Source organism: Microbacterium sp. Root553, from assembly GCF_001426995.1.
Taxonomy (GTDB): Bacteria; Actinomycetota; Actinomycetes; order Actinomycetales; family Microbacteriaceae; genus Microbacterium.
Window position 1 is genome coordinate 2,626,521 of record NZ_LMFY01000001.1, and the last position, 21,147, is coordinate 2,647,667.

Below are 21,147 nucleotides of genomic sequence, written 5' to 3' on the forward strand. Positions count from 1 at the left end.
GGGGACGGGGGCTCAGAGACCGCGGTCTCGAGTGCTGGCGAACGGCATGGTGTGCGTGCCACGCGCGGTACCGCGACGCTTGAGGTGCTCGATGAACGCGAGCACCTGCGCCACCGCGGTGTACAGCTCTTCGGGGATCTCCCGGCCGAGCTCGCAGGCGGCGTGGACGGCGCGCGCCAGGGGGATGTCGCGAATCATGGGCACTCCCGCCTCCTCCGCGCGTTCGCGGATCTTCTGCGCGACGATGCCCGCGCCCTTCGCGACGACCCGCGGCGCCGACTTACCCGGTTCGTAGCGCAGCGCCACCGCGACGTGGGTGGGGTTCACGAGCACGACATCGCTCTCGCCGACCGCGGCGATCATCCGGTTCCGGCTCATCGCGAGCTGCCGCGATCGGCGCTGCGACCGCAAGAGCGGGTCGCCCTCGCTCTTCTTGTGCTCGTCCTTCGCCTCGTTCTTGGTCATGTGCGTGTGCTTGCGGTTGCGTCGCATGACGACGGCCACATCGATCGCCGCGAGCAGGATGCCCACCGCCACCGCGACCTGCAGCAGCGCCACCGCTCCCCCGGCCGCCTGCTCCAGCAGCCAGGTGATGTTGTGGCTGCCGCTCGCCATGAGCACCGGGACGAGACCCGAGACGACGATCCACAGTGCGAGTCCGATGGCGACGGTCTTGAGCAGCGCCTTCGCCCCCTCCCAGAGCGCCTGCTTGCCGAACACCCGCAGGATGCCCGAGACGATGTTGAACTGCTCCGTCCGCATCGTCACACCGCGCAGGTGGATGCCGCCCTGCGCCACCGCGGTCGCCGTGGTGGCGAGGAGCACCACGACGAGCATCGGCATCATGATGCCGCCGAGCGACGAGAGCGCCGCGCCGAGGACGTCCAGCGCGGCGCCGTCGCTCGGGTCCTTCGCCACCGGCGCCACCGCGAGGAACAGCTCGGTGAGCACCTGCGTGCCCGACGCGATCGTCGGCACCATCATGACCGCCGCCGCGGCGATGCAGACCCAGGCCGTGAAGTCCTGACTGCGCCCGATCTGCCCCTTCCTGCGCGCCTCCTTGAGGCGACGATCCGTGGCCTTCTCGGTGCGCTCCCCGCTCTCGGCCTGGCTCATCGGGTCACTCCCAGCAGCAGCCGTGCCGCATCCTCGGCGATCACGGCCACGACACTCGGCAGCGCGGCGTACACGAAGCCGACGAGCAGCAACGTGAGGCCGATCTTGATCGGGAAGCCCATCGCGAAGGCGTTCAGCGCGGGTGCCACGCGACTGACGAGCCCGAGACCCACGTCGGCGAGGAAGAGCACGATCAGCAGCGGGCCGGCGATCTGCACGGCGCTGAGCATCATCTGCCCGGCAGCGCCGACGAGGGCTTCGGCGGGGGTGCTGAGGTCGATCATCCCCGTCACCGGGACGGCGTCGAACGAGCGGAACAGCCCGCCGAGCACCAGCTGGTACCCGTCGGAGGCGAACAGCAGCATGATCGCCGTCATCTGGAACAGACGCGTGAACTGCGCCCCGTTGATGGCCATGCCGGGGTCGAACGCCTGCGCCATCTGAAAACCGCCGAAGGTGTCGACCAGGTGGCCCGCTCCCTGGATCGCACTGAAGAGCACCATGACCAGGAATCCGAGCAGAGCGCCAGTGATCGCCTGACCGACGAGCGCGAACAGGAACCCGCCGGTGTCGAGGCGTTCGTATCCTGCGGTCACGACGGGCGAGACGGCGAGGGCCAGCCCCACCCCGAGCATCGCGCGGATGCGCATCGGGATCGTGCCATGGCTGAACGGCGGGGCGAGCACGAGGAAGGCGGTGATCCGCACGCAGGCGAGTGCCGTGGCCTCCAGCCACCCGAAGTCGAGGGGGATGTTCATCATCCCCCGTTCAGGAGAGTGGGGATGCGGGCGAACATCTCGTTCGTGAACGCGATCATCTCGGCGATCATCCAGTGCCCGCTCACGAGCAGGGCGATGCCGACGGCGACGAGCTTCGGCACGAACGAGATGGTCATCTCCTGCACCTGGGTGATCGACTGCAGCAGCGAGATCGCGAAGCCGACCACGAGCGCGGTGATCAGCATCGGCGCACACAGCTTCGCGCCCACGATCAGGGCGGCCTGACCGATGTCGATGACGGCCTCGGGGTTCATCCGCCGCCCCCGTTGTAGGACTGCACGAGGGCGGTGATGACCATTCCCCAGCCGTCGATGAGCAGGAAGAGCAGGATCTTGAACGGCAGCGAGATCATCACCGGCGGCAGCATCATCATTCCCATCGACATCAGCGCGCTCGCGACGACCAGATCGATCACGAGGAACGGCACGAAGATGATGAAGCCGATGAGGAAGGCGGCGCGCAGCTCGCTGATCATGAAGGCGGGGACGAGCGTCAGCAGCGGGATGCCGGACGGATCGGACGGGTTGTCCATCTGCGCCGCCCTGTGCATCAGCGCGATGTCCTCTTCGCGCGTGTACGAGAGCATCCAGTTCCGCAGCGGCTCCTGGGCGAGCTCGAACGCGCGCCCGAACTCGATCTGCCCGTCGGTGAAGGGGCTCACCGCGACGGTGTTGATGTCGGTGAGCACCGGCCACATGATGAAAAGGGTCAGGAAGAGGCTGAGCCCCGCCAGCACCTGGTTCGGCGGGATCGAGGGCAGCGAGAGCGCGTTGCGGGTGAGCGCCAGCACCACGAAGATCTTCGTGAAGCTCGACATCATCAGCAGCAGTGCAGGGGCCACGCTGAGGACCGTGATGCCGAGCAGCGTCATGATGCTGTCGGACGGCGACCCGTTGATGCCGTTGATGGTCACGCCACCGCCGTCGCCGTCACCGGTCTCGGTCGCGAGCAGCGCAGGGGTCGCATGAGCCCCGGTCGCGTCGATCAGCACCAGCACGGCGATCAGGCAGAGGGCGACGGCGAGCATCGCCCACACCCGGCGCGCGCGGCGCGGCAGAGGCGCGGGCAGCACGGCGGCGGCGGATACGGGCACGGCGGCACTCCGAAGGTGGGTGTCGTGGCCGATCCGTAGCCAGAGGGGCGAGCTATCCGTGCTCGCTGTCGACTATCGCGACGCGGGGCCCTCCCGGTAACCCTTCGACGGCGAGGTCGTCGTCGAGGCGGTTCGACGTCAGGCGACGGACTTCAGTGCGCGATCGACGATGTCGTTCTGCAGCTCGTCCGTCTCGGCCGCGTCGCGCTCCGCCGGTTCGTGTCCGCTCGCTTCGTCGTCGAGGAGCGGAGCCTCCTGCGTGTCGACGACGTTGATCCCGTGCTCGGTCACGCCGAGCACGTAGCGGATGCCGCCGAACTCGGCCACGACGAGCTGGGCCCTGGCGCCGATGCCGGATCTCGCGACGACCGTGATCTTCTCCTGGCGGGCACGAGGCGGCGCCGTCGTGCGCGTCGGCCGCAGCTCCGCGAGTCTGCTCAGACGTTTCGGCAGGAGTCCGGACAGCGGGCTGACGCCCTTCGCCTGCGACTTCTGCAGTCGACGGCTGAGGAAGAGCAGCAGGCCGAGCACGGCTCCGAGCGCGACGATCGCGCGCAGGGCGATGAGGATGTCGTCCATCGTTCAGACGGCCTCTGCGCCGTCGAGGATGCGCTCCACGCGGATCGCGAAGTCGCCGTCGGCGACCACCACGGTGCCGTGGCCGATGAGACGGCCGTTCAGTTTGATGTCGGCGGGAGATCCCGCCGCGCGGTCGAGCTCGACGACGCGTCCGGGTTCGAGCGACAGCACGTCGCGCACCGGCATCCGTGTGCGTCCGATCTCGACGACCAGCTCCATCTCGACGCCGGCGATGCGACTCAGCCGCTGCGGTCCGGGAGCGACGTCGGCCCGCGCACCGTCGATCCGCACGGCGGCCCTGGCCACGACGCTGCCCGCGGCGTCGACCATGTCGAACACCTGGGTGCCCGCATCGGTGAACACCTCTGCGGCGTCGACCACCTCGCCCCCGCCCAGCGATCCGCTGCCCAGCACGGCCACGGCGGCCTCGAACACCGGATGCAGGCGATCGACCAGCGGCGCGCTCTTCGAGCCGTCCTCGAGCCGCGCGGGGTCGACCACCTGGATCGCCAGGCGGGCACCCGGGCTGCCGGCGAACGCGACGACGACCGCGTCTCCGGACGCACCGGGGTCGGTGGACGGCGCCGGGATGACCGGGAAGGCGAACGGCAGCCTGCCGGCTATCGCGGCGGCGACGGCGGTGGCGTGGAAGGTGCTCATCAGTGGGTCTCCTCGGAGGTGCTCGTGATCATGCAGGTGAGGCGGGAGCCCCTGCTGCCCGGTGTGGCGAGGCCGATCGGCGTCTGCCCTGCCACGAGTTCATACGGTCGCGTCTCGGGATGCGGCAGACGCAGAAGGTCTCCCGGCGCGAGATCGAGGATCTCTCCGGCACCGATCGTGAGCGGCGCGAGGCGCAGCGTGATCTCCAGCGGAGTGCTGCGGACCTGCTCGAGGGTCTGCCCGGCCGAGTGCCCCGAGTCGGCATCCGAGCCCGTGGCTGCGAGGCGGTCCACGACCGCGGAGGCCGGGAGCATGACCGTCGCACTCGTCTCGGAGTCGCCCAACCGCATCGTGAAGCGCGCGACGATGACCGCGGCCGTCGCGGCGACGACCTGGAGGTACTGCGGGTTGTAGTGCACCGCACTGAACCGCGGCGCACCGGGCAGCAGGGCGTCCAGACTCGCATGCAGGTGCTCGAAGGTGCCCTCCATGAGATTGCGCACCAGCGCGAGTTCGATCGGGGTGAAGGTGCGCGGCTCGGGCAGCGCCGTGCTGCGGCCGCCCATCATCTGCACGACCCACAGCAGTGCGCCGTCGAGGCCGAACTGCACCACGCAGGGCTCGTCGCGGTCGACGAAGGAGCCCGCGACCATCGCCGTGGTGCTGGGCAGGGTGTCGGAGTACTCCTCGTAGCTGATCAGCTCGACGCGATCGAACGCGAGGTGCGCACGCACCCGGATCTTGTCGGTCAGCTGCGACGACCACAGACGGGCGAAGGACTCGAATGCCGCTTCCAGGTGTCGGGTGCTCTCGCGCCCGAGCTGTGCAGGACGGCCGAAGTCGTACGCGGGGTGGCGCACGGAGGCCGGCTCGAGCACGGTGTGTGCGCTGACGACGGTCGACTCGGCGGTGGTGCTCATATCTCCTCAGTCCTTCGACGCGGCAGCGATGGCGGGGATCAGGGCCCGCACCTGCTCGGCCTCGGTCGATTCCACGACGATGTCGACGCGACGGTTGCTCGCCAGCGCCTGCGGGCTGTCTCCCTGCGCGATCGGGCGGGTGTCCGAGTACGCCGTCGCCTTCACCCTCGGCCCTCCGACACCCTCGTGCTCGACGAGGAACCGCGCGACCTGGGTCGCCCGCCCGCCGGACAGCTCCCAGTTGGTGGGGAACGGCAGCGCCGACACGCGATGGTCGGCATGCCCCTCGACGCTGACCTGGTTGTCGACCGTGGTCAGGACGTCGCCGATCGCGTCGAGCACCGAATCGGCCTTGGCCGAGAGCTCCGTGCTGTTGTCGGCGAAGAAGGTCTCGGCGCCCACCAGACCGACCTGCAGACCGCGATCGTCGATCACGAACTGCACCGTGTCCTGCAGGCCCTGCGTCGCCAGGGACGCGGTCATGCGGTCACGCAGCTGCTCGAGCGACTCGAACTCGGCCTCGGCCCTGGCGGTGAGATCCACCACCCCGTCGTCGTCCTGCAGTTCCTCGGGGACGACGATGCCCTCGGCGGTGTCCGCTCCCCCCTCGGTGCTCTCCTGCCCGAACCCGGTGGCCAGGCTGTTGGCGAGGAGCTCGAACTTCGTCTTGTCGACGTTCGACACCGCGAACAGGACGATGAACAGGCACATCAGCACCGTCACCATGTCGGCGTACGAGACCGCCCAGCGCTCGTCGGGCTCGTCGTGCGCGTCGTCGTCGTGCCCGCGGCCGCGTGTCCGGCGGGCCGTGCTCATCGGGCCTCCTCGGCGGCCGGTGTCTGCTCGCGCTTCGGCTTCTTCGCCTTCGGCTTGACGGTCGAGAGCGCCTCGAGCCGCTCCTGCAGCAGGTGCGGAGCGCTTCCCGCCTGGATCGCCAGCATGCCCTCGGAGACGAGGGTCATGCGCTCGAGCTCCACCGCCCCGATCCGGCCGAGGCGACCGGAGATCGGGTTCCAGATGAAGTTCGCCGACAGGAGTCCCCACAGCGTGGCGACGAACGCCGCGGCGATCATGGGCCCGAGGTGATCGGGCTCGTCGAGCTTCTCGAGCACGTGGGTGAGCGAGACGACCGTGCCGACGATCCCGATGGTCGGCGCGTAGCCGCCCAGAGAACCGAAGAACTTCGAGGCGACGCGAGTGCGCGACGCGGTCGCGGCGATCTCGTCATCCATCACCGTCTGCAGGTCCTCGGGGTCGGTGCCGTCCGCGAGCGCCTGCAGCGCCTGCCGGGTGAAGGCGTCGGGGGCGCTGTCGAGCTCCTGCTCGAGCGCGAGCAGTCCCTCGCCGCGTGCCTTCTCGGCATACCCGACCAGGAACGGGATCACGGCCTCGGGGGTCATCTTCGGACCGCGGACCATGCGTCCGAGACTCTGCACCGCGAGGATCGTGTCGCGCAGGGTGTGACTGGCGATGCCGACGCCGATCGTCGAGCCGAGCACGAGGATCATCGGGGCGGGGATGAGCAGCGCCTCGAAGCTGGCGCCCTCCATCGTGATCATCGCGACCAGGGCGCCGAACGCCAGGACGACGCCGATGAGGAATGCGGGATCCACGATCAGATCCGATCCTGCGCGGCGAGCGAGCCCGTGGTCAGGGACTGCGCGACCCCGAGCACGCGTGCGCGATACGCGACGATGCGCTCGATGACCTCGTCGAGGGACTCCACGACGACATGCACCTTGCCGTCGACCATGTGCAGGGTCGTGTCGGGAGACGAGAGGATGCGTTCGATCAGGTCCGGGTTCACCGCGAACCGCGTGCGGTCGAGGCGGGTGACGATGATCATCGAGAAGGCTCCGGGCGTCGGGCGAGTGGGAGGTCCGTCCGACTATCGCGACGCAACGCGCACCGGGTAACCAGGGCTGCCTGCAGACGGGCACCGCCTCGGGACCCGGCGACCGGGGCCCGAGGCGGTGGCACGACCTCAGCGCTTCAGCTGCGTGAGCTCCTGCAGCACCTCGTCGCTGGTGGTGATGATGCGGGCGTTCGCCTGGAACCCGCGCTGCGCGACGATGAGGTTAGTGAACTCCTGCGACAGGTCCACGTTGCTCATCTCGAGAGCGCCCGAGACCAGATCGCCGAATCCCGCATCTCCCGGCTCCCCCACGCGTGCCCCGCCCGAGTTCACCGACACCCGGTACGCCGTGCCGCCGGCCTTCTCGAGTCCCTCGGGGTTGGCGAAGGTCGCCATCGCGATCTTGCCGAGAGTCTGGGTCGCCCCGTTGCTGAAGGTGCCGACGATCGATCCGTCGCCGGTGATGCTGTACGACTTCAGTGTTCCCGCGGCAGCGCCGTTCTGCTCCGACACGGCGACGGTCGACAGCTCGGCGTAGCCCGTGACGGCACCGAGGTCGACGGTCACGGCTCCGGCGACGAGAGTGAGACCGGGAGCGGCCTGAACTCCGTTCGTGAACGCGAGTGCACCCGTGGCACCGCTGGCGGGATCCGTGACGTCCCAGCCCGCGGCCGTCCTGGTGAACGTCAGGCTCAGGGTCGAGGGTGTGCCCTGCGCGTCGTAGACCTTGACGTCGCGCACGAGCTCGTCGCCCACCGCGGCAGTCGAGGGCAGGTTGCCGGTGACCGAGGCCGCCGTCGTGGCGCGCGCCGGCGCCACCGCGTCGAGGGGAAGCACGATGTTCCCCGTCGCCTGGCCGGTGTTGACGACGCCGTTCTGCGCCGACCAGCCCTGCACGACCGCGCCGTCGGCGGTGACCATCTTGCCCGTGGGGTCGAACGAGAAGGCCCCGGCGCGGGTGTACAGGGTCTCCCCTCCCGCGCGCACCGCGAAGAATCCGTCGCCGGAGATCATCAGGTCTCCCCCACGGCCGGTCGCCTGCGCGGAACCCTGCGCGAAGTTCGTGCGGACTCCGGCGACCTGCACACCGAGTCCGACCTGGGCGGGGTTGCGGCCGCCGACCTCGTCGTCGGGGATGCCCGGATTGCCGACGAGCTGCGACAGGGAGTCCTGGAACAGCACCGAGGACCCCTTGAAGCCGGCCGTGTTGACGTTGGCGATGTTGTTGCCCGTGACATCGAGCATGGTCTGGTGCGAGCGGAGTCCGGAGATGCCGGAGTAGAGCGAGCGGAGCATGAGGGTTCTCTCTTCCTGTGGGAGACGGAGGTCAGAGGGCGGCCGGGGCGGGAGCCGCGGGGGTGGTCGGGGTGGTGACGCCGGTGATGGCGTCGAGGGAGACGGTCTTGTCGCCGATCGTCACCTGCGGGATGGGACCGTCGAACGACACCTTGGTGACGATGCCGGAGACGGTCGCGCCGTCGGCATCCTTGTAGCTGGCCTGCTGGCCGATGAGCGCGCTCGCCGCCTGGCGCATGTTCAGGGCGAACGCCTCGGCACCGCTGTCGGCGAGGGCCGTGAGCTGCTCCATCATGGCGAGCTGGGTGGTCTGCGAGATCATCTCGTTGGTGTCCATCGGACTCGACGGGTCCTGATGGGTGAGCTGGGTGACGAGCAGTTTGAGGAACACCTCGCCGTCCAGCACCTGCTTGCGTGCGGCCGGGTCGATGGTGCTGCCCGTATGGATGGCGCTCGGTGCGCCCACGGCGTCGACGGTCATGTGGTCCTCTCAGGCGAAGATGTCGAGACCCGCGCCGGCGGCGATGGTCGTGGTGGGGATGACTCCGGGTGACGTCCGACCGGGGTCGGATTCCGGATGCTGTCTCGGTCGCCCATCGCTCTCACTCGCACTCGGGTCGCCGGCCGTTCCCCCGGCTCCCGGCTGGCCTCCGCGGTCCGAGGGCGGCTCGGCCCCGGTGCCGACGCCCATGCTGAGGGTGGCGTGGGGCATGACACCGGCCAGATCCCGCCGCAGGTCCACGAGCATGGTCCGCAGAGCCTCTCGTCCGATCTCGGTCGCGCCGCTGAGCTCGACCTGCACGTCGCCGGCCGCGCTGATGTGCGCGCGGAGGGTGACGGGTCCGAGATTGTCGGGGTTCACCGTGAGGGTGAGGTGATGCGTACCCGCGGGGCGCTGGGCGATGCTCACGACGACCGGCGACACCTGGGCCGCCACGGCCCGAGTGCTCGCGTCCGCCGCATCGGGGGCGGCGAGCGGTGCGGTCGAGGGCACGGGAGCGGGTGCCGTGGCAGCGGTCGGCGTCGCCGAGGCGGAGGGCTGAGCGCGCTCGACAGCGATGGCAGGCGCGTCGTCCACCGCGGCCGACGCGCCTGGCGATGCCGCCGCATTGGGCGTGGCGTCGACGGTGTCATCGACGGCGGCAGAGGTGGAGGCCAGGGCGGCGGAGGTGGACGCAGTGTCGGGAGCCGTGACGGACGCGGAGGGTGCGACCGTGGCCGGAGCGGTGGACGACATCGTGGCCTCGGCCGATACGCGCGACGACCCTGCCGGGGTGACCGCGGTCTCGTCAGTGCCGCGCGATCCCGCCGGTCTGACCGCGGTGTCCGATCCCGACGCGGCCTGCGGGGTCCCGACGTCGCCCGCATTGGTGGTCGCCGGTGTGCCGGCCGTCGTCGGGATGCCGATCATCGTCGGTGTGCTGGTCGACGTCGACGCACCCGTCGCGGCCACGCCGGTCGGCGCAGCCGCCCCCGCCGTGCCGGTCATCGTCGGTTCGGTCATCGTCGGTTCGGTCATCGTCGGGTCGGTCATCGCCGAGTCGGTCGGCGAGAGCGGAATCACCGGCACTGACGACGCCGGCAGATCGCCGCCATCCGCCTCGGACGATTCCGGCACCGTCATCGCTTCGTCGGCAGGCGTAGAGGCACCGACCGGCGGCGTCGTCACGGCATCGGCCGACGACCCCCGTTGCGCCGCGAGCTGCAGCAGCAGCGCTCCCGTCGTGTCCGCACCGACCGGGGTCGACCCCTCGGAGTCGCTGTCGGAAGGAGCACGCGACGCGTCCTCCTCGCGGAGGCGGAAGTGCGATTCGCAGAGCCGAAGGTCCTGGTCGGAGAGCACGGATGCGAACTGCGCGACCGAGCCGCCTGTCGCACCGCGATCGACCTCCCGCTCCGGTGTGACTCCCGGCACCGGTCCCAGCAGGCTCACGGCGCTCATCCCGCCATCTCGATGATCGTCCGCAGTGAAGCCGAGGTGCCCCCGAGTGCCGCCGAGTCGGTGGACCCGGCCGCGAACAACGTCTGCAGAGCGGCGACGAGATCGGCGCTGCCGGCGGGTGTCGTCGGATCCGCAGCACCCGAGACGGCTCCCGGCGTCGCGCCCGGTGTCGTGCCGGAGACCGTGCCCGGTGCCGTCGCGCCCGGTGTCGCCGTCTGGGCACCCGATGCCGCCTGCGCCGCCTCGAGCACGCCCGCGAAGGTCGCCGCGCTCGTCTCTCCGGTCGCGGCGCTCGTCTCCGTCGGCGCCTGCGCGGCCGCGGCTCGCGCCGCCGGGTCGAGCGAGACGATTCGGCTCTCGATGACCTCGACGCGGGCGATCGCCGCGTCGATCCCGCTCACGCGGCGCTCCCCGCGTGCCGGGTGGTGCGGCCCACGGCGATCTCATCGAGGGCGGTCTGCTCCGCCGCGAGGTCGACCCTCGCGGCCTCGGTGCGATGAGCGTCCTCGAGACGCTCGAGCCCCTTGAGCTCGCGTCGCGCGTCGATGTGGGCCGATCGTGCCGACGACTCCTCGATCCTGCGCATCTCGACGAGTGCCTGCAGATCGCTCAGCGTGCTGCGACCTGCGGCACGCGCCGCGGCCATGGCCATCAGCGCGCGAGGATCCTCGATCTGCGCGCTGATCTCGGAGAGGCTCGACACGGCGTCGGTCACGGCGTCTTCGGCATCGGTGCGCTCCGCGCTCGCACGCGAGAGGTGCTCGGCGGCGACGCGCTCCTGGGCGCCGCGCACCCGAAGCAGTCCGGACAGGGTGAAGGTCATGGGGCGAGCCCTCCGAAGTCGGTGGTGAGCGCGGCGAGCTGCCGCCAGGAGTCGTCGGACGCGGTGAGGTCGTCCATCCGCTGCGTGAGAAAGCCCGAGATCGCCGACTCGTGCGCGAGAGCGGCGTCGACCAGCGGGTTCGCACCGGGCCGATAGGCGCCGATGTCGATGAGATCGTTGGCGCTGCGGCGGGCAGCGAGCACGCTCCGCAGTGTCACCGCATCCTGTCGCTGCGCCGGGGAGGTGATCTTCGACACGACGCGCGAGATCGAGCCGAGCACGTCGACGGCCGGGAAGTGCCCGCGGATCGCGAGCCCACGGTCGAGCACGACATGCCCGTCGAGGATCCCCCGCGCGGCATCAGCGATCGGCTCGTTATGATCGTCGCCGTCGACGAGCACGGTGTAGAGGCCGGTGATCGATCCGGTCGGGCCGGTGCCGGCCCGCTCCAGCAGCCGCGCGAGAACAGAGAACGTGGAGGGCGGATATCCCCGGGTCGCAGGCGGCTCCCCCGCGCTGAGGCCGATCTCGCGCTGCGCCATGGCGACACGGGTGAGCGAGTCCATCATCAGCACCACGTCGAGTGCATCGTCGCGGAAGCTCTCGGCGATCCGCGTGGCGACGAACGCCGACCGCAGACGCGCCATCGCCGGCTGATCGGATGTCGCGACGACGACGACCGAGCGCGCCAGTCCGTCAGGACCGAGATCGTCTTCGAGGAACTCGCGCACCTCGCGTCCGCGCTCTCCGACCAGCGCGATCACGGTGACATCCGCCGTCGAGCCGCGGGCCACCATCGACATCAGCGACGACTTGCCGACGCCCGACCCCGCGAAGAGTCCGAGACGCTGCCCCGTGCCCACGGGCGTCATGGTGTCGAGCACGCGTACGCCGAGTCCGAGCTGGCGGTCGATGCGCTGGCGATCCATGATGCTGGGTGCGTCGTGATCGAGCGAGACGAAGGACGCGCCGGGCCCGAGCGGGCCTTTGCCGTCGATGGGGCGGCCGAGCCCGTCGAGGACACGACCCAGCAGAGCTCTGCCGGTCGGCACCTGCAGGGGCGCTCCCCCGTGACGCACCCGAGCCCGAGCGGTGATGCCGTCGACCCTGCCGAGGGGCATGCACCGGGCGGACGTGCCGTCGATCGCGACGATCTCCGCATCGACCGCTCGCGAAGTCCCCGCGTCGATGCGCACCCGGTCGCCGACGGCGCCGTCGAGACCGGCGATCTCGACTCCGAGTCCCCGCACCGACGTCACCGTGCCGAGGCGTTCGGGCCGCGCGGCGTCGAGTGCACGCCGCCATGCTGCGGTCGCCGCGCTCATGCGATCGCCTCGAGGTCGTCGTCGCCGCGGAGCGCGGAGCTCGCACGTGCCAGCGCCCCGGCGACGCGGGTGTCGACGGCGCCGTCCTCGACGCGGACGATCGCTCCGCCGGCGTCCACCGTGTCGGAGGCCGTCGCCGGGATCCGCTGCAGGGCCGGAGGCTCGTCGTCCTGCAGCGTCTGCAGGTCGCGGGTGCTGAAGGTCACCCCGGTCCACCGGTCGACCGGGACCTCCGCGAGCGCCCGACGCAGGGCGTGGGCCGCGGATCGCGCAGCATCCGAGAGCTCGACCCCGAGGATCACCCGGGCCAGGTCCACCGCGAGCTCCTCGAGACGATCTGCCGAGAGCGCACTCACCTCGTCGACCCGTCGCAGGTATTCCGCCCGTGCCGCGTCGAGAGCGGCGAGTGCCGATCCGCGCTGGTGCAGGTAGGACTCCCGGAGCTCCTGCATCCGCTGCCACTGAAGGCCCTGCTCGTGCTCCGCCGCGTCGAGCGCGATGCGACGTCCCTCGGCGAACCCGTCGGCGTAACCGCGGGTTCGCGCCCGATCGGCCTCGCCGCGGATGTCGATCGGAGTCTCGCCCACGCGCGGAACCGCCAGAGGCGTGAAGGCGGAGTCGAGCACGATGGACACCTCGGGATCAGAAGACGAGGCCTGTCCGTGGCCCGAAGGTCGAGCAATCCGTGCTCTGTGGGAACTATCGCGACGGTCATCCGCTCCCGTAACCACGGCGGCTCGATCCGTCTCGGACGCACTCACTCGATGAGCTCGTCCTCGTCCTCGCGGGAGATCGTGATCTCCTCGGCGGCTTCGAGCTCGCGGATGACGCGGACGATCTCGGCGCGGGCTTCGTCGACCTGCCGCATCCGGACCGGCCCGAGCACGCGCGTCTCCTCGGCCAGGTTCTCCTGGTTGCGCTCGGTCATGTTGCCCTTGACCTTGTCGAGGATCTGCTCGTCCGCGCCCTTGAGCGCCAGCGCGAGCATCCGCAGGTCGATGCCGCGGAGCACGCGCTGGGCGTCGCGATCCTCGAGCCTGGCGATGTCGGCGAAGGTGACCATACGGCTGCGGATGTCCTCGGCCAATGCCAGATCACGTCCCTCGAGGCTCGCGAGCAGCGACTTCTCCAGCGCGGTGTCCGAGCGGTTGATGATCTCGACGAGCGGCTGCACCCCGCCGATCGACTCATGGTTGTCCCGCATCGCGAACACGCCGGTGCGTGCGCGCAGCGAGTCGGCCACGATGGAGATCGCCTCCTGCGTCGCGGTGCCCATCGTCGCGATCGCCTGTGCGACGTCGGTGCGCAGCGGATCCTGGAGGGCGGCGAGCACGGCGGCAGCCCTGTCGGCTCGGAGATTCGCCAGCACGACGGCCACGGTCGTCGGCAGCTCGCCCTCGACGATCGTGGCGAGCTGGGCAGGATCCGCCGCATTGAGGAAGTCGAACGACACAGAGCCCTGCGACATCACCCGGCCCACCATCCCCACCGCCTTCTCCCGCCCGAATGCGGTCTCCAGCAGCCCGGTGGCGAGCTCCTGGCCGCCGCGCGAGGGCACGGAGCCGCCGGTGGCGATCCGTCGGAATTCGCCGAGGGCGCGGGCGGTCGAGGCGAGATCCACTCCGCCGAGCTGCGTGAGCTCCGCCGCCAGCATCTCGGCGCGCTCCTCGCCGAGATGACGCAGCACCTCGGCGCTCGCCTCCCTGTCCATGTTCATCAGCACGATGGCCGCCTTGCGCAGCCCGGTCATCTGCTGCACCGGCATCGGCGCGATGGGGGGCGACGCGGTCGACACCTCCACGGTGTCGGCCTGAGCATCGAGCATCTCGGTGAGCAGGCTCATACCGTCGCCTCATCCATCAGGTCGGCGAGAGCCGTGGCGATCGCGTCGGGCTCCCGCTTGGCGAGGTCATCGATCTCGCGGCGGCGGCGCTCGACGAGCACCTTGTCGGGCTCGGGCTCGTCATCGAGATCCACCGAGGCCGAGGGCAGCAGGGTGGTCGGTGCGGGCATCGGGATCGCCTCGGCGTCTTTGAGCCCCCGGAGGGACTTGAGCTTCTGCTCCTCGCTCTCGGTGACGGTCGCGAAGTACTCGATCGGCCCGTCGTCGGTGTACATCACACGTCGCTTCATCCGGCGACGCACCACGAGATAGACGATCAGGATCACGACCGCGAGCAGGATCGAGCCGCCGATGATCGCCGACCGCAGCAGCTCCTGCTGGAACTGCTGCTCCCTCTCCGCCTCCGCGGCCGCGAGGGCGGTCTGCGCCGCCGTCGCTCCGGCCTGGGTGAACTCGACGAACTCGACCGCGATCTCATCGCCGCGTTCGACGTCGATCCCCGCCGCCGACGCGACCAGCGATTCGATCTGGTTCGCGGTGACCCCCGTCACCGCCCCGCGGTTGAGAGCGATGCTCACCGTCTGCCTGGTCACCTCGCCGGCGGGAGTGACGGTCTTCTCGGTCGACTTGTTCACCGCGTTGCTGCGAGATGTCTCCTCGAACTCGTACGCCCCCTCGCCGTCTCCCCCATTCGGCACGGCGATGTTGTCGGGCCCCAGGACGCCGGCCCCGCCGGCCTGGCCGCCGTTGTACGTCTCGGTCTTCGTCTGCTCCGAGGCGCTGAGGTCGCCCTCCGGCGCGGAATAGGTCTCATCCATCCGCTCGGAGGTGGAGTTCGCGACATCGGCAGACACGGTGACGGTGGCGTTGCCGGGGCCGACGATCGTCTCCAGCATCCGGCTGACCGAGGCCGCGACCTTCGCCTCGTGCTCGGTCGCCTGCTTCGACGAGCTGCCGGTGAGACCGGTGCCGACCGCCGAGAGCACCCGACCGTCCTGATCCGTGACCGCCACGTCCTCCGGGGTCATGCCGGGGATCGATGCGCTCGTGAGATGGACGATCGCCTCGATCTTCTCGTCGCTGAGGGACGCACCGCTGCGGGTCTTGACGAACACCGAGGCGGTGGGACTCTGCTGCTCCGAGACGAACACGCTCTGCTCGGGAATCGCCAGTTGCACGGATGCCGTCGAGATCCCCTCCATCGCACCGATCGTTCCGGCGAGCTCGCCCTCGATCGCGCGCTTGTAGGTGACCGACTGCTGGAACTCGCTCGCCGTCACGCCCATCTTGTCGAGCAGCGTGTATCCCGCGCTGGTGTCGCCGGGCAGACCGGCGGATGCGGCCGCGAGGCGTTGCGCGTAGACCTGGTCGTCCGGCACGAGGATCGTCGCCCCGCCCTCGGTGAGCTCGTATCCGACGCCGGCGGACTTCAGCTGCTCGACGACCGCCGACGCATCCCCCGCACTCAGTCCGGTGAAGAGGGGGCTCATCTGCGGCCGGGTCAGCCAGGAGCCGAGCGCGACCGCGCCCATGACCAGCAGCGCGACGCCGATGACGGCGATCGTGCGCTGGGCCAGAGAGAAGCCGCCGACGACCCGCTTCGCGCGGTCGTAGTAGCCCGTGAGCATCGTGGGCATCAGGCCTGCATCCTCATGATCTCGTTGAACGCCGAGACGCTGCGGTCTCGCACGGCGACCACCAGATCGAGGGTCACCGAGGCGCGGGTGGAGGCGATCATCGCCTGGTGGATGTCCTGCAGGTCTCCGGTCACGGCCTGCACCGCGAGCTCGTTGGAGGTCGACTGCAACTGCTGCAGACTCTCGACGGCTCCGGTGAGCGAGGTCGCGAAGGCACCGGCGGATGCCGGGGCACCGGCCGCGTCGGGACCCGTCTCGAAGCTCAGCGCCGACAGCGGCGCGACACCGGCGGCGGACACCGCGTCGATCGGACCGCTCATCAGCCGCGTCCGATCTGCAGCGCGGCCTCGTAGGTCGTCTTCGCGCGGTCAACGACCGCGGCGTTCGCCTCGTAGCCGCGCTGCGCGAGGATCAGCATGCTCATCTGATCCCCGAGCTCGACGTCGGGGTACTGCACGTAGCCGTCGTCGTTCGCGTACGGATGCTCGGGGTCGTAGACGAGTGTGCCCTCGGCCTCCGATTCGACCACGCCCGCCACGTACACCCCGGGGCTCTGCGTGCCCGCCTGCACGGCGACGTACTTCTCGCGGAACCCCTCCTGACCCGGAGGGGTCGCGGTGTTGACGTTCGCGATGTTGTCACTGAGCGCATCGAGCCATTTGCGGTGCGCGGTCAGCCCGGTGCCGGCGATGCCGATCGCATCGAACGTCATGCGGATGCCTGACCGATCGCCTTGCTGATCGACGAGGCCTGGCCGCCGATCGCCTGACTGGCGAACTGGAAACGCAGCACCGTGTCGATGTTCGAGAGGGTCTCGGTGTCGAGGTTGACGTTGTTGCCGTTCAGCCGGGTGGGCTCAAGCGACCGCTCGACCGTGGCGGCGACCGAGCCGGAGCCGTTCGCGACGGCCGTGCGCAGCTCGTCCTCGAACTGCACGCGCTGGGCCCGATAGCCGGGGGTGTTGACGTTGGCGATGTTCTCAGCGATCGAGCGTTGGCGCAGCGCCAGCCCGTCGAGGGCGCTGATCAGCGCGGAGGAGGTGACGGATTCGAGCACGGGGGCACTCCGGACGTTGGTGGAGAGGCCGATCCGTGGCCAATCGTCGAGCGATCCGTGCTCGGAGCGGACTATCGCGACACCGATGCTCCCCCGTAACCCTCGCGGTCACCCTTCGATGTCGAGGTACGCGGGACGATCCTGCCGCCCTGTCGGCACCCGACGCAGTGCGGCGATCTCCCGCGCGACATGCGCGCGCGACGCCGTCAGCGCGCCGATCATCAGCTGCTGCCGCGCGAGCACGGCCTCGGCCCGTTCTCTGAGTTCGTCGGGAACGGGTCCGGGCGGCGCGTCGAGGGGCCGATCGTCGAGCGTCTCGTCGGCGGCGTCGAGCGCACGCTCGAACCTGTCGAGCACCGCCATCCAGGCGGTCAGCGCCTCGGTCATCGCGCGTCAGCCCAGGGCCGAGACACGCGGAGCGGCCGCGGCGGTCAGCTCGGCCGCCTCGTGCCACGCCTCGCGCAGGGGCGCCACCAGCTGACGGCACTCGAGGGTGGCGGCGCGATCGCGCGAGACGTTCGCCGAGATGAGGCGCCCGGTGAGGTACGTGTAGACGCCCCGCAGCTCCGCCGCGGCATTCCAGGCGTCGGTGAGCGAGCCGTGCAGCTCCGCGACGATCGACTGGGCATGCGTGAGGTGCGTGTTCGCCGCGTTCCAGTCCCCGGCGTCCTGCGCGGATGCCGCCCGGTCGATGTCGACGAGCAGGCGGTCGTACAGCAGGGTGAGCAGGCGTTCGGGCGTCGCGGACGCGACCTGCTGCTCCAGGTACTGCTGCTTGGCCCGGTCGAGGGAGGTGAGTGCCATGATGTGCGAGCTCCGGTGGGTGGTGGTCGGAAGGACGGGTCAGTCGCCCGAGGACGGCGAGAGGCCGGCGAGCTGGCTCGTCAGCCACGAGGACTGCGACTGCAGCTTCGAGAGCTGGACCTCGAGCTGGGCGTAGGTGCGCTCCAGCGTCGCGCGGCGCTGGTCGAGACGGACATCCCAGCGCTCGACCTGGGTCTTGAGCGTCTTGACCTCGTCCTCCTGGCCGGTGATGCGACTGGTGAGCAGCCCGTCGTACTTGTCGGAGTACTGGGTGGTCACGCCCTCCAGCCGCGCAGCCACGCCGGAGAACAGCTCCTGCGTGCCCTCCGCGTCAGTGGCGAGGGCCGCGGCGAACTTCTCGGCGTCGAAGGACAGCACGCCCTTGTCGCTGACGGTGATGCCGATCGTCGAGGGAGAGATGCCGTCCACCGGATGCTGCACGGCGTTGGCCAGCGCACCCCGCAGGTTGCGTACGGTGCTGTCGCCCGTGAAGACACCGAGGGTGGTCGTCTCGCCCACCCCGCCGACCGTCGCCGTCGATCCCTTGTCGATGCGGGTCAGCAGGCTCGCGATCTCCTTGATGAAGGTCTCGGCGGTCGTGGTCTGCTTCTTCGCGTCGCGCGCCACCGTGACCGTCACGGGATCGGCGCTCACCGCGGTGACGGTGACCTCGATCCCCTCGCCCACGGTGATCGTGTTGCCGGGGTGGGTGAGCACCTGCTCGGCAGCGGTTCCCGCGAACAGCCGGATGCGGGCATCCGCTCCCTGCGTGATCAGCGCCGCACCGGGCTGGGCTCCGAGATCCGTGGAGGTGCCCGCCGCGACCTCGGCCGCAGTCCCCCGGTGCACGGTGAAGGCACCGGCCGCGCCTGTCTCGACGGAGGTGAGCTGGATGCGTGAGAGCGGTGCGCCGTCGGCATCCGTGCCCGCGGGCACGACGGTCGCGCTGACTCCTGCCTTGGAGTCGTTGATGGCCTTGGCGAGGTCCTGGGCGCCGGTGCCCAGCGGGGTGACCTCGACGGCCTCGCCGTCGGATCCGACGACGGTGAAGGGTCCACCCCAGCCTGTCGATCCGGCGGCTGCGGTGACGAGGGAGTGGGCGGTCGCGACCGCGTCGACCACGACGGCGGTCGAGAAGGCGCTGGCCTTCGCTCCCGCCGAGACCGTGACGGTCTCGGACGATGACGAGGCGGTGAACGCCGCGAGCGAGGTCGCGGATGCCGCGGTCTTCGCCTTCGTGACGAGCTCCTGCAGCGTGGTGTTCAGCGACTGGAGGTTCGTGATGATCGAGTTGCGATCGGCGATCTTGTTCGTGATCAGCGTCTTCGGGATGGCCGAGACGTCCATCATCGCCTTGATGAGCTCTTCGGTCTTGAGCCCTGATACGAGTCCGTCGAGTTTCATCCCGGTCGTCTTCCGTGCGGTGCGGTCGAAGGTGTCCTACAGGAAGGCGCCCGAGCGGAGGTGACTCCACCCGGGCGCCCTGTGCGCCTCAGGCGCAGCGACTCAACGGAGCAGCTGCAGGACGCCCTGGCCCGACTGGTTCGCCTGCGCGAGCATGGCGGTACCGGCCTGCTGCAGGATGTTCGAGGCGGTGTACCTGACCATCTCGGCGGCCATGTCGGTGTCGGCGATGCGGCTCTTCGCGGCAGAGAGGTTCTCGGCCGAGACCTGCAGCGAGTTGATCGTCGACTCGAAACGGTTCTGCACCGCACCGAGACCGGCGCGAGCCGTGGAGACGGCCGTGATCTGGGTGTCGATCGCGGCGATCGTGGTCAGCGCGTTGGCGGCGGTGTCCACAGTCAGCCCGCCGATCGTGGCACCGAGACCCGAGAAGTCCGTCAGCGTGACGGCGATCTGGTCCTCGGCCGCCTCGGAGCCTGCGCCGACCTGGAACGTCAGCGTGGCCGCGCTGTCGAGCAGCTTGATCCCGTTGAAGTTCGTGCTCGCCGCGACGCGGGTGAGCTCCTCGCCGAGCGTGTCGATCTCGGTCTTGATGGCGGTGCGCGAGTCGGCGTTGTTCGAGTCCGAACCCGCCTGGACCGCGAGGTCGCGGACGCGCTGCAGGATCGAGTGGACCTCGGTCAGGGCGCCTTCCGCGGTCTGGATGACCGAGATGCCGTCCTGCGCGTTGCGAGCGGCGACGTTCAGGCCGTTGACCTGCGAGCGCAGGCCCTCGGAGATCGCGAGGCCGGCCGCGTCATCGGCTGCACGGTTGATGCGCAGACCGCTCGAGAGCTTCTCGAGCGACTTCGACATGTCGTTCTGGTTGATGGAGAGGTTGCGGTACGCGTTGAGTGCACCGACGTTGGTTGCGATCTGAAGACCCATGAGTGTTCCTCCGTGGTTATGGGGCTGAATGCGGGTCCGTCCGTGGACCTGCACAACCGACATTCGCGACGACGGCCGCCGCGGTAACCGCGGTGGAGCAATTTTCCCGCCGCGCTCAGACGGCGGCGAGCAGGGCGCCGGCGCGCGCCGGCATCGCGATACGGACCGCCGCAGCGATCGGGGCCGGTGCCGCGGTGCGCGCGGGACCGAAGAGGGTCTCGAAGAAGCCGGCCTTCGCCTTGGTCGAGCGGTCGCCCGTGGTGCCGCCCTCCCAGGCCTCCATCGCCTCGCGCATCAGCAGCAGCCCTCGGGAGCGCAGCTTCGACACGTAGGCGTGACTGACCTCGAGCTCCTCGGCGATGTCCTTGACGGTGCGGTCCTCGAGATAGATGCCGCGCACGACGTGCTGCATCGCCGCCGGAAGGGCATCGACGACCCTGTTCACCATGTCGCGCGTCTCCGACTGCTCCACCGCGTGCTCGGGCAGGATCACGCTGTCGGCGAGATCGACGGCCTGCCGCCCCGTCTCGACGTCGAAGTGCTCGTCGAAGCTGACGGCCGAGCGCACCATCTCGTCGAGCTGCATCATCTCGGCGACGGCGTCGGCGCCGAGGCCGGACTCCTTCGCGAGCTCGGCCACGGTCGCCGTCCGACCGGTGCGCGCGAAGATCACGTCTGCGGCCACCCGCACCCGTTCGATCTTGTCGCGTCCGCGCTCGCCGGCGGGGTCGGCCCGACGCATCTCCGAGAGCATCGCCCAGTTGATCTGACTGCTCGCGAACGCGCCGAAGGGGATGCCGCGCGAGGAGTCGTAGGTCATCGCCGCGCGGGCGAGCCCGAGGCGTGCCGCGGAGAGCAGGTCGTCGAGGTCGACGTGGGTGGCCGATCGTGCCTTCTCGACGGCCAGGAAGGTCGCGAGCGGCATGTTCTCTCTGGCCAGCTTCTCCGCGGACGCAGCGGGCGCCGGGGGTGCGCTGGAGTCGGCAGAAAGTGCAGATTTGCTCAGCAATGTGACTCCGTCGCTATATCAACTGGTTTATCAGTGAAAATAGCACGAAGAACGCGTATTCAAAGAAAAAGTTCACACG

At 69.9% G+C, this 21,147-nt stretch carries 27 protein-coding genes; all 27 read right to left on the minus strand.

Translation table 11 applies throughout. The features are described 5' to 3' along the window. Window positions 1-12: 12 nt before the first annotated feature. A complete protein-coding gene (locus ASD43_RS12280) occupies window positions 13-1,116 on the minus strand; it encodes an EscU/YscU/HrcU family type III secretion system export apparatus switch protein (protein ID WP_056417917.1) in 1,104 nt (367 codons plus the stop codon). Continuing rightward, window positions 1,113-1,874, minus strand: a complete 762-nt coding sequence (locus ASD43_RS12285) for a flagellar biosynthetic protein FliR (RefSeq protein WP_056419603.1) — start codon at window positions 1,872-1,874, stop codon at window positions 1,113-1,115. The genes ASD43_RS12280 and ASD43_RS12285 overlap by 4 nt, the downstream gene beginning before the upstream one ends. Beyond that, the gene (gene fliQ, locus ASD43_RS12290; protein ID WP_045253034.1) at window positions 1,874-2,149 is read right to left on the minus strand and encodes a flagellar biosynthesis protein FliQ; all 276 of its coding nucleotides are present in this window, start codon (window positions 2,147-2,149) and stop codon (window positions 1,874-1,876) included. Before fliQ ends, ASD43_RS12285 begins: the two co-directional genes overlap by 1 nt. Beyond that, entirely contained in the window at window positions 2,146-2,922 is a 777-nt protein-coding gene (gene fliP, locus ASD43_RS12295) for a flagellar type III secretion system pore protein FliP (RefSeq protein ID WP_056419606.1), read from the minus strand. Before fliP ends, fliQ begins: the two co-directional genes overlap by 4 nt. Window positions 2,923-3,126: 204 nt before the next feature. Continuing rightward, on the minus strand, window positions 3,127-3,567 hold the full coding sequence (locus tag ASD43_RS12300) for a flagellar biosynthetic protein FliO (protein WP_056417920.1): 441 nt from the start codon (window positions 3,565-3,567) through the stop codon (window positions 3,127-3,129). Window positions 3,568-3,570: 3 nt separating this feature from the next. Continuing rightward, window positions 3,571-4,227 carry a FliM/FliN family flagellar motor switch protein gene (locus ASD43_RS12305; protein ID WP_056417924.1) on the minus strand — a complete coding sequence of 219 codons (657 nt, stop codon included), beginning with the start codon at window positions 4,225-4,227 and terminating at the stop codon, window positions 3,571-3,573. Then, the gene (locus ASD43_RS12310; protein WP_056417927.1) at window positions 4,227-5,147 is read right to left on the minus strand and encodes a flagellar motor switch protein FliM; all 921 of its coding nucleotides are present in this window, start codon (window positions 5,145-5,147) and stop codon (window positions 4,227-4,229) included. Before ASD43_RS12310 ends, ASD43_RS12305 begins: the two co-directional genes overlap by 1 nt. A gap of 6 nt (window positions 5,148-5,153) precedes the next feature. Then, window positions 5,154-5,963: an OmpA/MotB family protein gene (locus ASD43_RS12315; protein ID WP_056417930.1), complete on the minus strand. Its 810-nt coding sequence runs from the start codon at window positions 5,961-5,963 to the stop codon at window positions 5,154-5,156. Next, the gene (locus tag ASD43_RS12320) at window positions 5,960-6,760 is read right to left on the minus strand and encodes a motility protein A (RefSeq protein WP_056417935.1); all 801 of its coding nucleotides are present in this window, start codon (window positions 6,758-6,760) and stop codon (window positions 5,960-5,962) included. The genes ASD43_RS12315 and ASD43_RS12320 overlap by 4 nt, the downstream gene beginning before the upstream one ends. 2 nt (window positions 6,761-6,762) lie before the next feature. Beyond that, window positions 6,763-6,993: a flagellar FlbD family protein gene (locus tag ASD43_RS12325; RefSeq protein WP_056417938.1), complete on the minus strand. Its 231-nt coding sequence runs from the start codon at window positions 6,991-6,993 to the stop codon at window positions 6,763-6,765. A 138-nt stretch (window positions 6,994-7,131) separates the two neighbouring features. Further along, on the minus strand, window positions 7,132-8,298 hold the full coding sequence (locus tag ASD43_RS12330) for a flagellar hook protein FlgE (protein WP_056417941.1): 1,167 nt from the start codon (window positions 8,296-8,298) through the stop codon (window positions 7,132-7,134). 31 nt (window positions 8,299-8,329) lie between these two features. Next, complete coding sequence (locus ASD43_RS12335) at window positions 8,330-8,779, minus strand: flagellar hook capping FlgD N-terminal domain-containing protein (protein ID WP_056417944.1); 450 nt, start codon at window positions 8,777-8,779, stop codon at window positions 8,330-8,332. Window positions 8,780-8,788: 9 nt separating this feature from the next. Next, window positions 8,789-10,240, minus strand: a complete 1,452-nt coding sequence (locus ASD43_RS12340) for a flagellar hook-length control protein FliK (protein ID WP_056417947.1) — start codon at window positions 10,238-10,240, stop codon at window positions 8,789-8,791. Further along, window positions 10,237-10,641: a hypothetical protein gene (locus ASD43_RS12345; protein WP_056417951.1), complete on the minus strand. Its 405-nt coding sequence runs from the start codon at window positions 10,639-10,641 to the stop codon at window positions 10,237-10,239. Before ASD43_RS12345 ends, ASD43_RS12340 begins: the two co-directional genes overlap by 4 nt. Continuing rightward, window positions 10,638-11,063 carry a flagellar FliJ family protein gene (locus ASD43_RS12350; RefSeq protein ID WP_056417955.1) on the minus strand — a complete coding sequence of 142 codons (426 nt, stop codon included), beginning with the start codon at window positions 11,061-11,063 and terminating at the stop codon, window positions 10,638-10,640. The genes ASD43_RS12345 and ASD43_RS12350 overlap by 4 nt, the downstream gene beginning before the upstream one ends. Next, window positions 11,060-12,388 (minus strand): FliI/YscN family ATPase, encoded by a 1,329-nt coding sequence (locus tag ASD43_RS12355; protein ID WP_056417958.1) that lies wholly within the window; start codon window positions 12,386-12,388, stop codon window positions 11,060-11,062. The genes ASD43_RS12350 and ASD43_RS12355 overlap by 4 nt, the downstream gene beginning before the upstream one ends. Next, window positions 12,385-13,023 carry a FliH/SctL family protein gene (locus ASD43_RS12360; protein ID WP_056417961.1) on the minus strand — a complete coding sequence of 213 codons (639 nt, stop codon included), beginning with the start codon at window positions 13,021-13,023 and terminating at the stop codon, window positions 12,385-12,387. The genes ASD43_RS12355 and ASD43_RS12360 overlap by 4 nt, the downstream gene beginning before the upstream one ends. 122 nt (window positions 13,024-13,145) lie before the next feature. Beyond that, window positions 13,146-14,231 carry a flagellar motor switch protein FliG gene (gene fliG / locus ASD43_RS12365; protein ID WP_235564125.1) on the minus strand — a complete coding sequence of 362 codons (1,086 nt, stop codon included), beginning with the start codon at window positions 14,229-14,231 and terminating at the stop codon, window positions 13,146-13,148. Beyond that, window positions 14,228-15,868, minus strand: coding sequence for a flagellar basal-body MS-ring/collar protein FliF (fliF, locus tag ASD43_RS12370; RefSeq protein ID WP_056417964.1), 1,641 nt, complete (start codon window positions 15,866-15,868; stop codon window positions 14,228-14,230). The genes fliG and fliF overlap by 4 nt, the downstream gene beginning before the upstream one ends. Beyond that, window positions 15,868-16,188, minus strand: coding sequence for a flagellar hook-basal body complex protein FliE (gene fliE, locus ASD43_RS12375; RefSeq protein ID WP_056417967.1), 321 nt, complete (start codon window positions 16,186-16,188; stop codon window positions 15,868-15,870). The genes fliF and fliE overlap by 1 nt, the downstream gene beginning before the upstream one ends. Beyond that, entirely contained in the window at window positions 16,188-16,580 is a 393-nt protein-coding gene (locus ASD43_RS12380; protein ID WP_056417970.1) for a flagellar basal body rod protein FlgC, read from the minus strand. Before ASD43_RS12380 ends, fliE begins: the two co-directional genes overlap by 1 nt. After that, window positions 16,577-16,924 carry a flagellar basal body rod protein FlgB gene (locus ASD43_RS12385; RefSeq protein WP_056417973.1) on the minus strand — a complete coding sequence of 116 codons (348 nt, stop codon included), beginning with the start codon at window positions 16,922-16,924 and terminating at the stop codon, window positions 16,577-16,579. The genes ASD43_RS12380 and ASD43_RS12385 overlap by 4 nt, the downstream gene beginning before the upstream one ends. 108 nt (window positions 16,925-17,032) lie before the next feature. Continuing rightward, window positions 17,033-17,311, minus strand: a complete 279-nt coding sequence (locus tag ASD43_RS12390) for a hypothetical protein (protein ID WP_056417976.1) — start codon at window positions 17,309-17,311, stop codon at window positions 17,033-17,035. A gap of 6 nt (window positions 17,312-17,317) precedes the next feature. Beyond that, window positions 17,318-17,728 carry a flagellar export chaperone FliS gene (fliS, locus tag ASD43_RS12395; protein ID WP_056417979.1) on the minus strand — a complete coding sequence of 137 codons (411 nt, stop codon included), beginning with the start codon at window positions 17,726-17,728 and terminating at the stop codon, window positions 17,318-17,320. Between the two features lie 39 nt (window positions 17,729-17,767). After that, on the minus strand, window positions 17,768-19,132 hold the full coding sequence (fliD, locus tag ASD43_RS12400; RefSeq protein WP_056417982.1) for a flagellar filament capping protein FliD: 1,365 nt from the start codon (window positions 19,130-19,132) through the stop codon (window positions 17,768-17,770). Window positions 19,133-19,234: 102 nt separating this feature from the next. Continuing rightward, on the minus strand, window positions 19,235-20,059 hold the full coding sequence (locus ASD43_RS12405) for a flagellin N-terminal helical domain-containing protein (protein ID WP_056417985.1): 825 nt from the start codon (window positions 20,057-20,059) through the stop codon (window positions 19,235-19,237). 115 nt (window positions 20,060-20,174) lie between these two features. Beyond that, on the minus strand, window positions 20,175-21,068 hold the full coding sequence (locus ASD43_RS12410; protein WP_268776165.1) for a sigma-70 family RNA polymerase sigma factor: 894 nt from the start codon (window positions 21,066-21,068) through the stop codon (window positions 20,175-20,177). Window positions 21,069-21,147 lie beyond the last annotated feature (79 nt).

Excerpts from the sequence above, each read along its gene's own strand:
- ASD43_RS12280 (WP_056417917.1), bottom strand. The coding sequence starts at position 1,116 with ATGAGCCAGGCCGAGAGCGGGGAGCGCACCGAGAAGGCCACGGATCGT.
- ASD43_RS12285 (WP_056419603.1), bottom strand. The coding sequence starts at position 1,874 with ATGAACATCCCCCTCGACTTCGGGTGGCTGGAGGCCACGGCACTCGCC.
- fliQ (WP_045253034.1), bottom strand. The coding sequence starts at position 2,149 with ATGAACCCCGAGGCCGTCATCGACATCGGTCAGGCCGCCCTGATCGTG.
- fliP (WP_056419606.1), bottom strand. The coding sequence starts at position 2,922 with ATGCTCGCCGTCGCCCTCTGCCTGATCGCCGTGCTGGTGCTGATCGAC.
- ASD43_RS12300 (WP_056417920.1), bottom strand. The coding sequence starts at position 3,567 with ATGGACGACATCCTCATCGCCCTGCGCGCGATCGTCGCGCTCGGAGCC.
- ASD43_RS12305 (WP_056417924.1), bottom strand. The coding sequence starts at position 4,227 with ATGAGCACCTTCCACGCCACCGCCGTCGCCGCCGCGATAGCCGGCAGG.
- ASD43_RS12310 (WP_056417927.1), bottom strand. The coding sequence starts at position 5,147 with ATGAGCACCACCGCCGAGTCGACCGTCGTCAGCGCACACACCGTGCTC.
- ASD43_RS12315 (WP_056417930.1), bottom strand. The coding sequence starts at position 5,963 with ATGAGCACGGCCCGCCGGACACGCGGCCGCGGGCACGACGACGACGCG.
- ASD43_RS12325 (WP_056417938.1), bottom strand. The coding sequence starts at position 6,993 with ATGATCATCGTCACCCGCCTCGACCGCACGCGGTTCGCGGTGAACCCG.
- ASD43_RS12330 (WP_056417941.1), bottom strand. The coding sequence starts at position 8,298 with ATGCTCCGCTCGCTCTACTCCGGCATCTCCGGACTCCGCTCGCACCAG.
- ASD43_RS12335 (WP_056417944.1), bottom strand. The coding sequence starts at position 8,779 with ATGACCGTCGACGCCGTGGGCGCACCGAGCGCCATCCATACGGGCAGC.
- ASD43_RS12340 (WP_056417947.1), bottom strand. The coding sequence starts at position 10,240 with ATGAGCGCCGTGAGCCTGCTGGGACCGGTGCCGGGAGTCACACCGGAG.
- ASD43_RS12350 (WP_056417955.1), bottom strand. The coding sequence starts at position 11,063 with ATGACCTTCACCCTGTCCGGACTGCTTCGGGTGCGCGGCGCCCAGGAG.
- ASD43_RS12355 (WP_056417958.1), bottom strand. The coding sequence starts at position 12,388 with ATGAGCGCGGCGACCGCAGCATGGCGGCGTGCACTCGACGCCGCGCGG.
- fliG (WP_235564125.1), bottom strand. The coding sequence starts at position 14,231 with ATGAGCCTGCTCACCGAGATGCTCGATGCTCAGGCCGACACCGTGGAG.
- fliF (WP_056417964.1), bottom strand. The coding sequence starts at position 15,868 with ATGCCCACGATGCTCACGGGCTACTACGACCGCGCGAAGCGGGTCGTC.
- fliE (WP_056417967.1), bottom strand. The coding sequence starts at position 16,188 with ATGAGCGGTCCGATCGACGCGGTGTCCGCCGCCGGTGTCGCGCCGCTG.
- ASD43_RS12380 (WP_056417970.1), bottom strand. The coding sequence starts at position 16,580 with ATGACGTTCGATGCGATCGGCATCGCCGGCACCGGGCTGACCGCGCAC.
- ASD43_RS12390 (WP_056417976.1), bottom strand. The coding sequence starts at position 17,311 with ATGACCGAGGCGCTGACCGCCTGGATGGCGGTGCTCGACAGGTTCGAG.
- fliS (WP_056417979.1), bottom strand. The coding sequence starts at position 17,728 with ATGGCACTCACCTCCCTCGACCGGGCCAAGCAGCAGTACCTGGAGCAG.
- fliD (WP_056417982.1), bottom strand. The coding sequence starts at position 19,132 with ATGAAACTCGACGGACTCGTATCAGGGCTCAAGACCGAAGAGCTCATC.
- ASD43_RS12405 (WP_056417985.1), bottom strand. The coding sequence starts at position 20,059 with ATGGGTCTTCAGATCGCAACCAACGTCGGTGCACTCAACGCGTACCGC.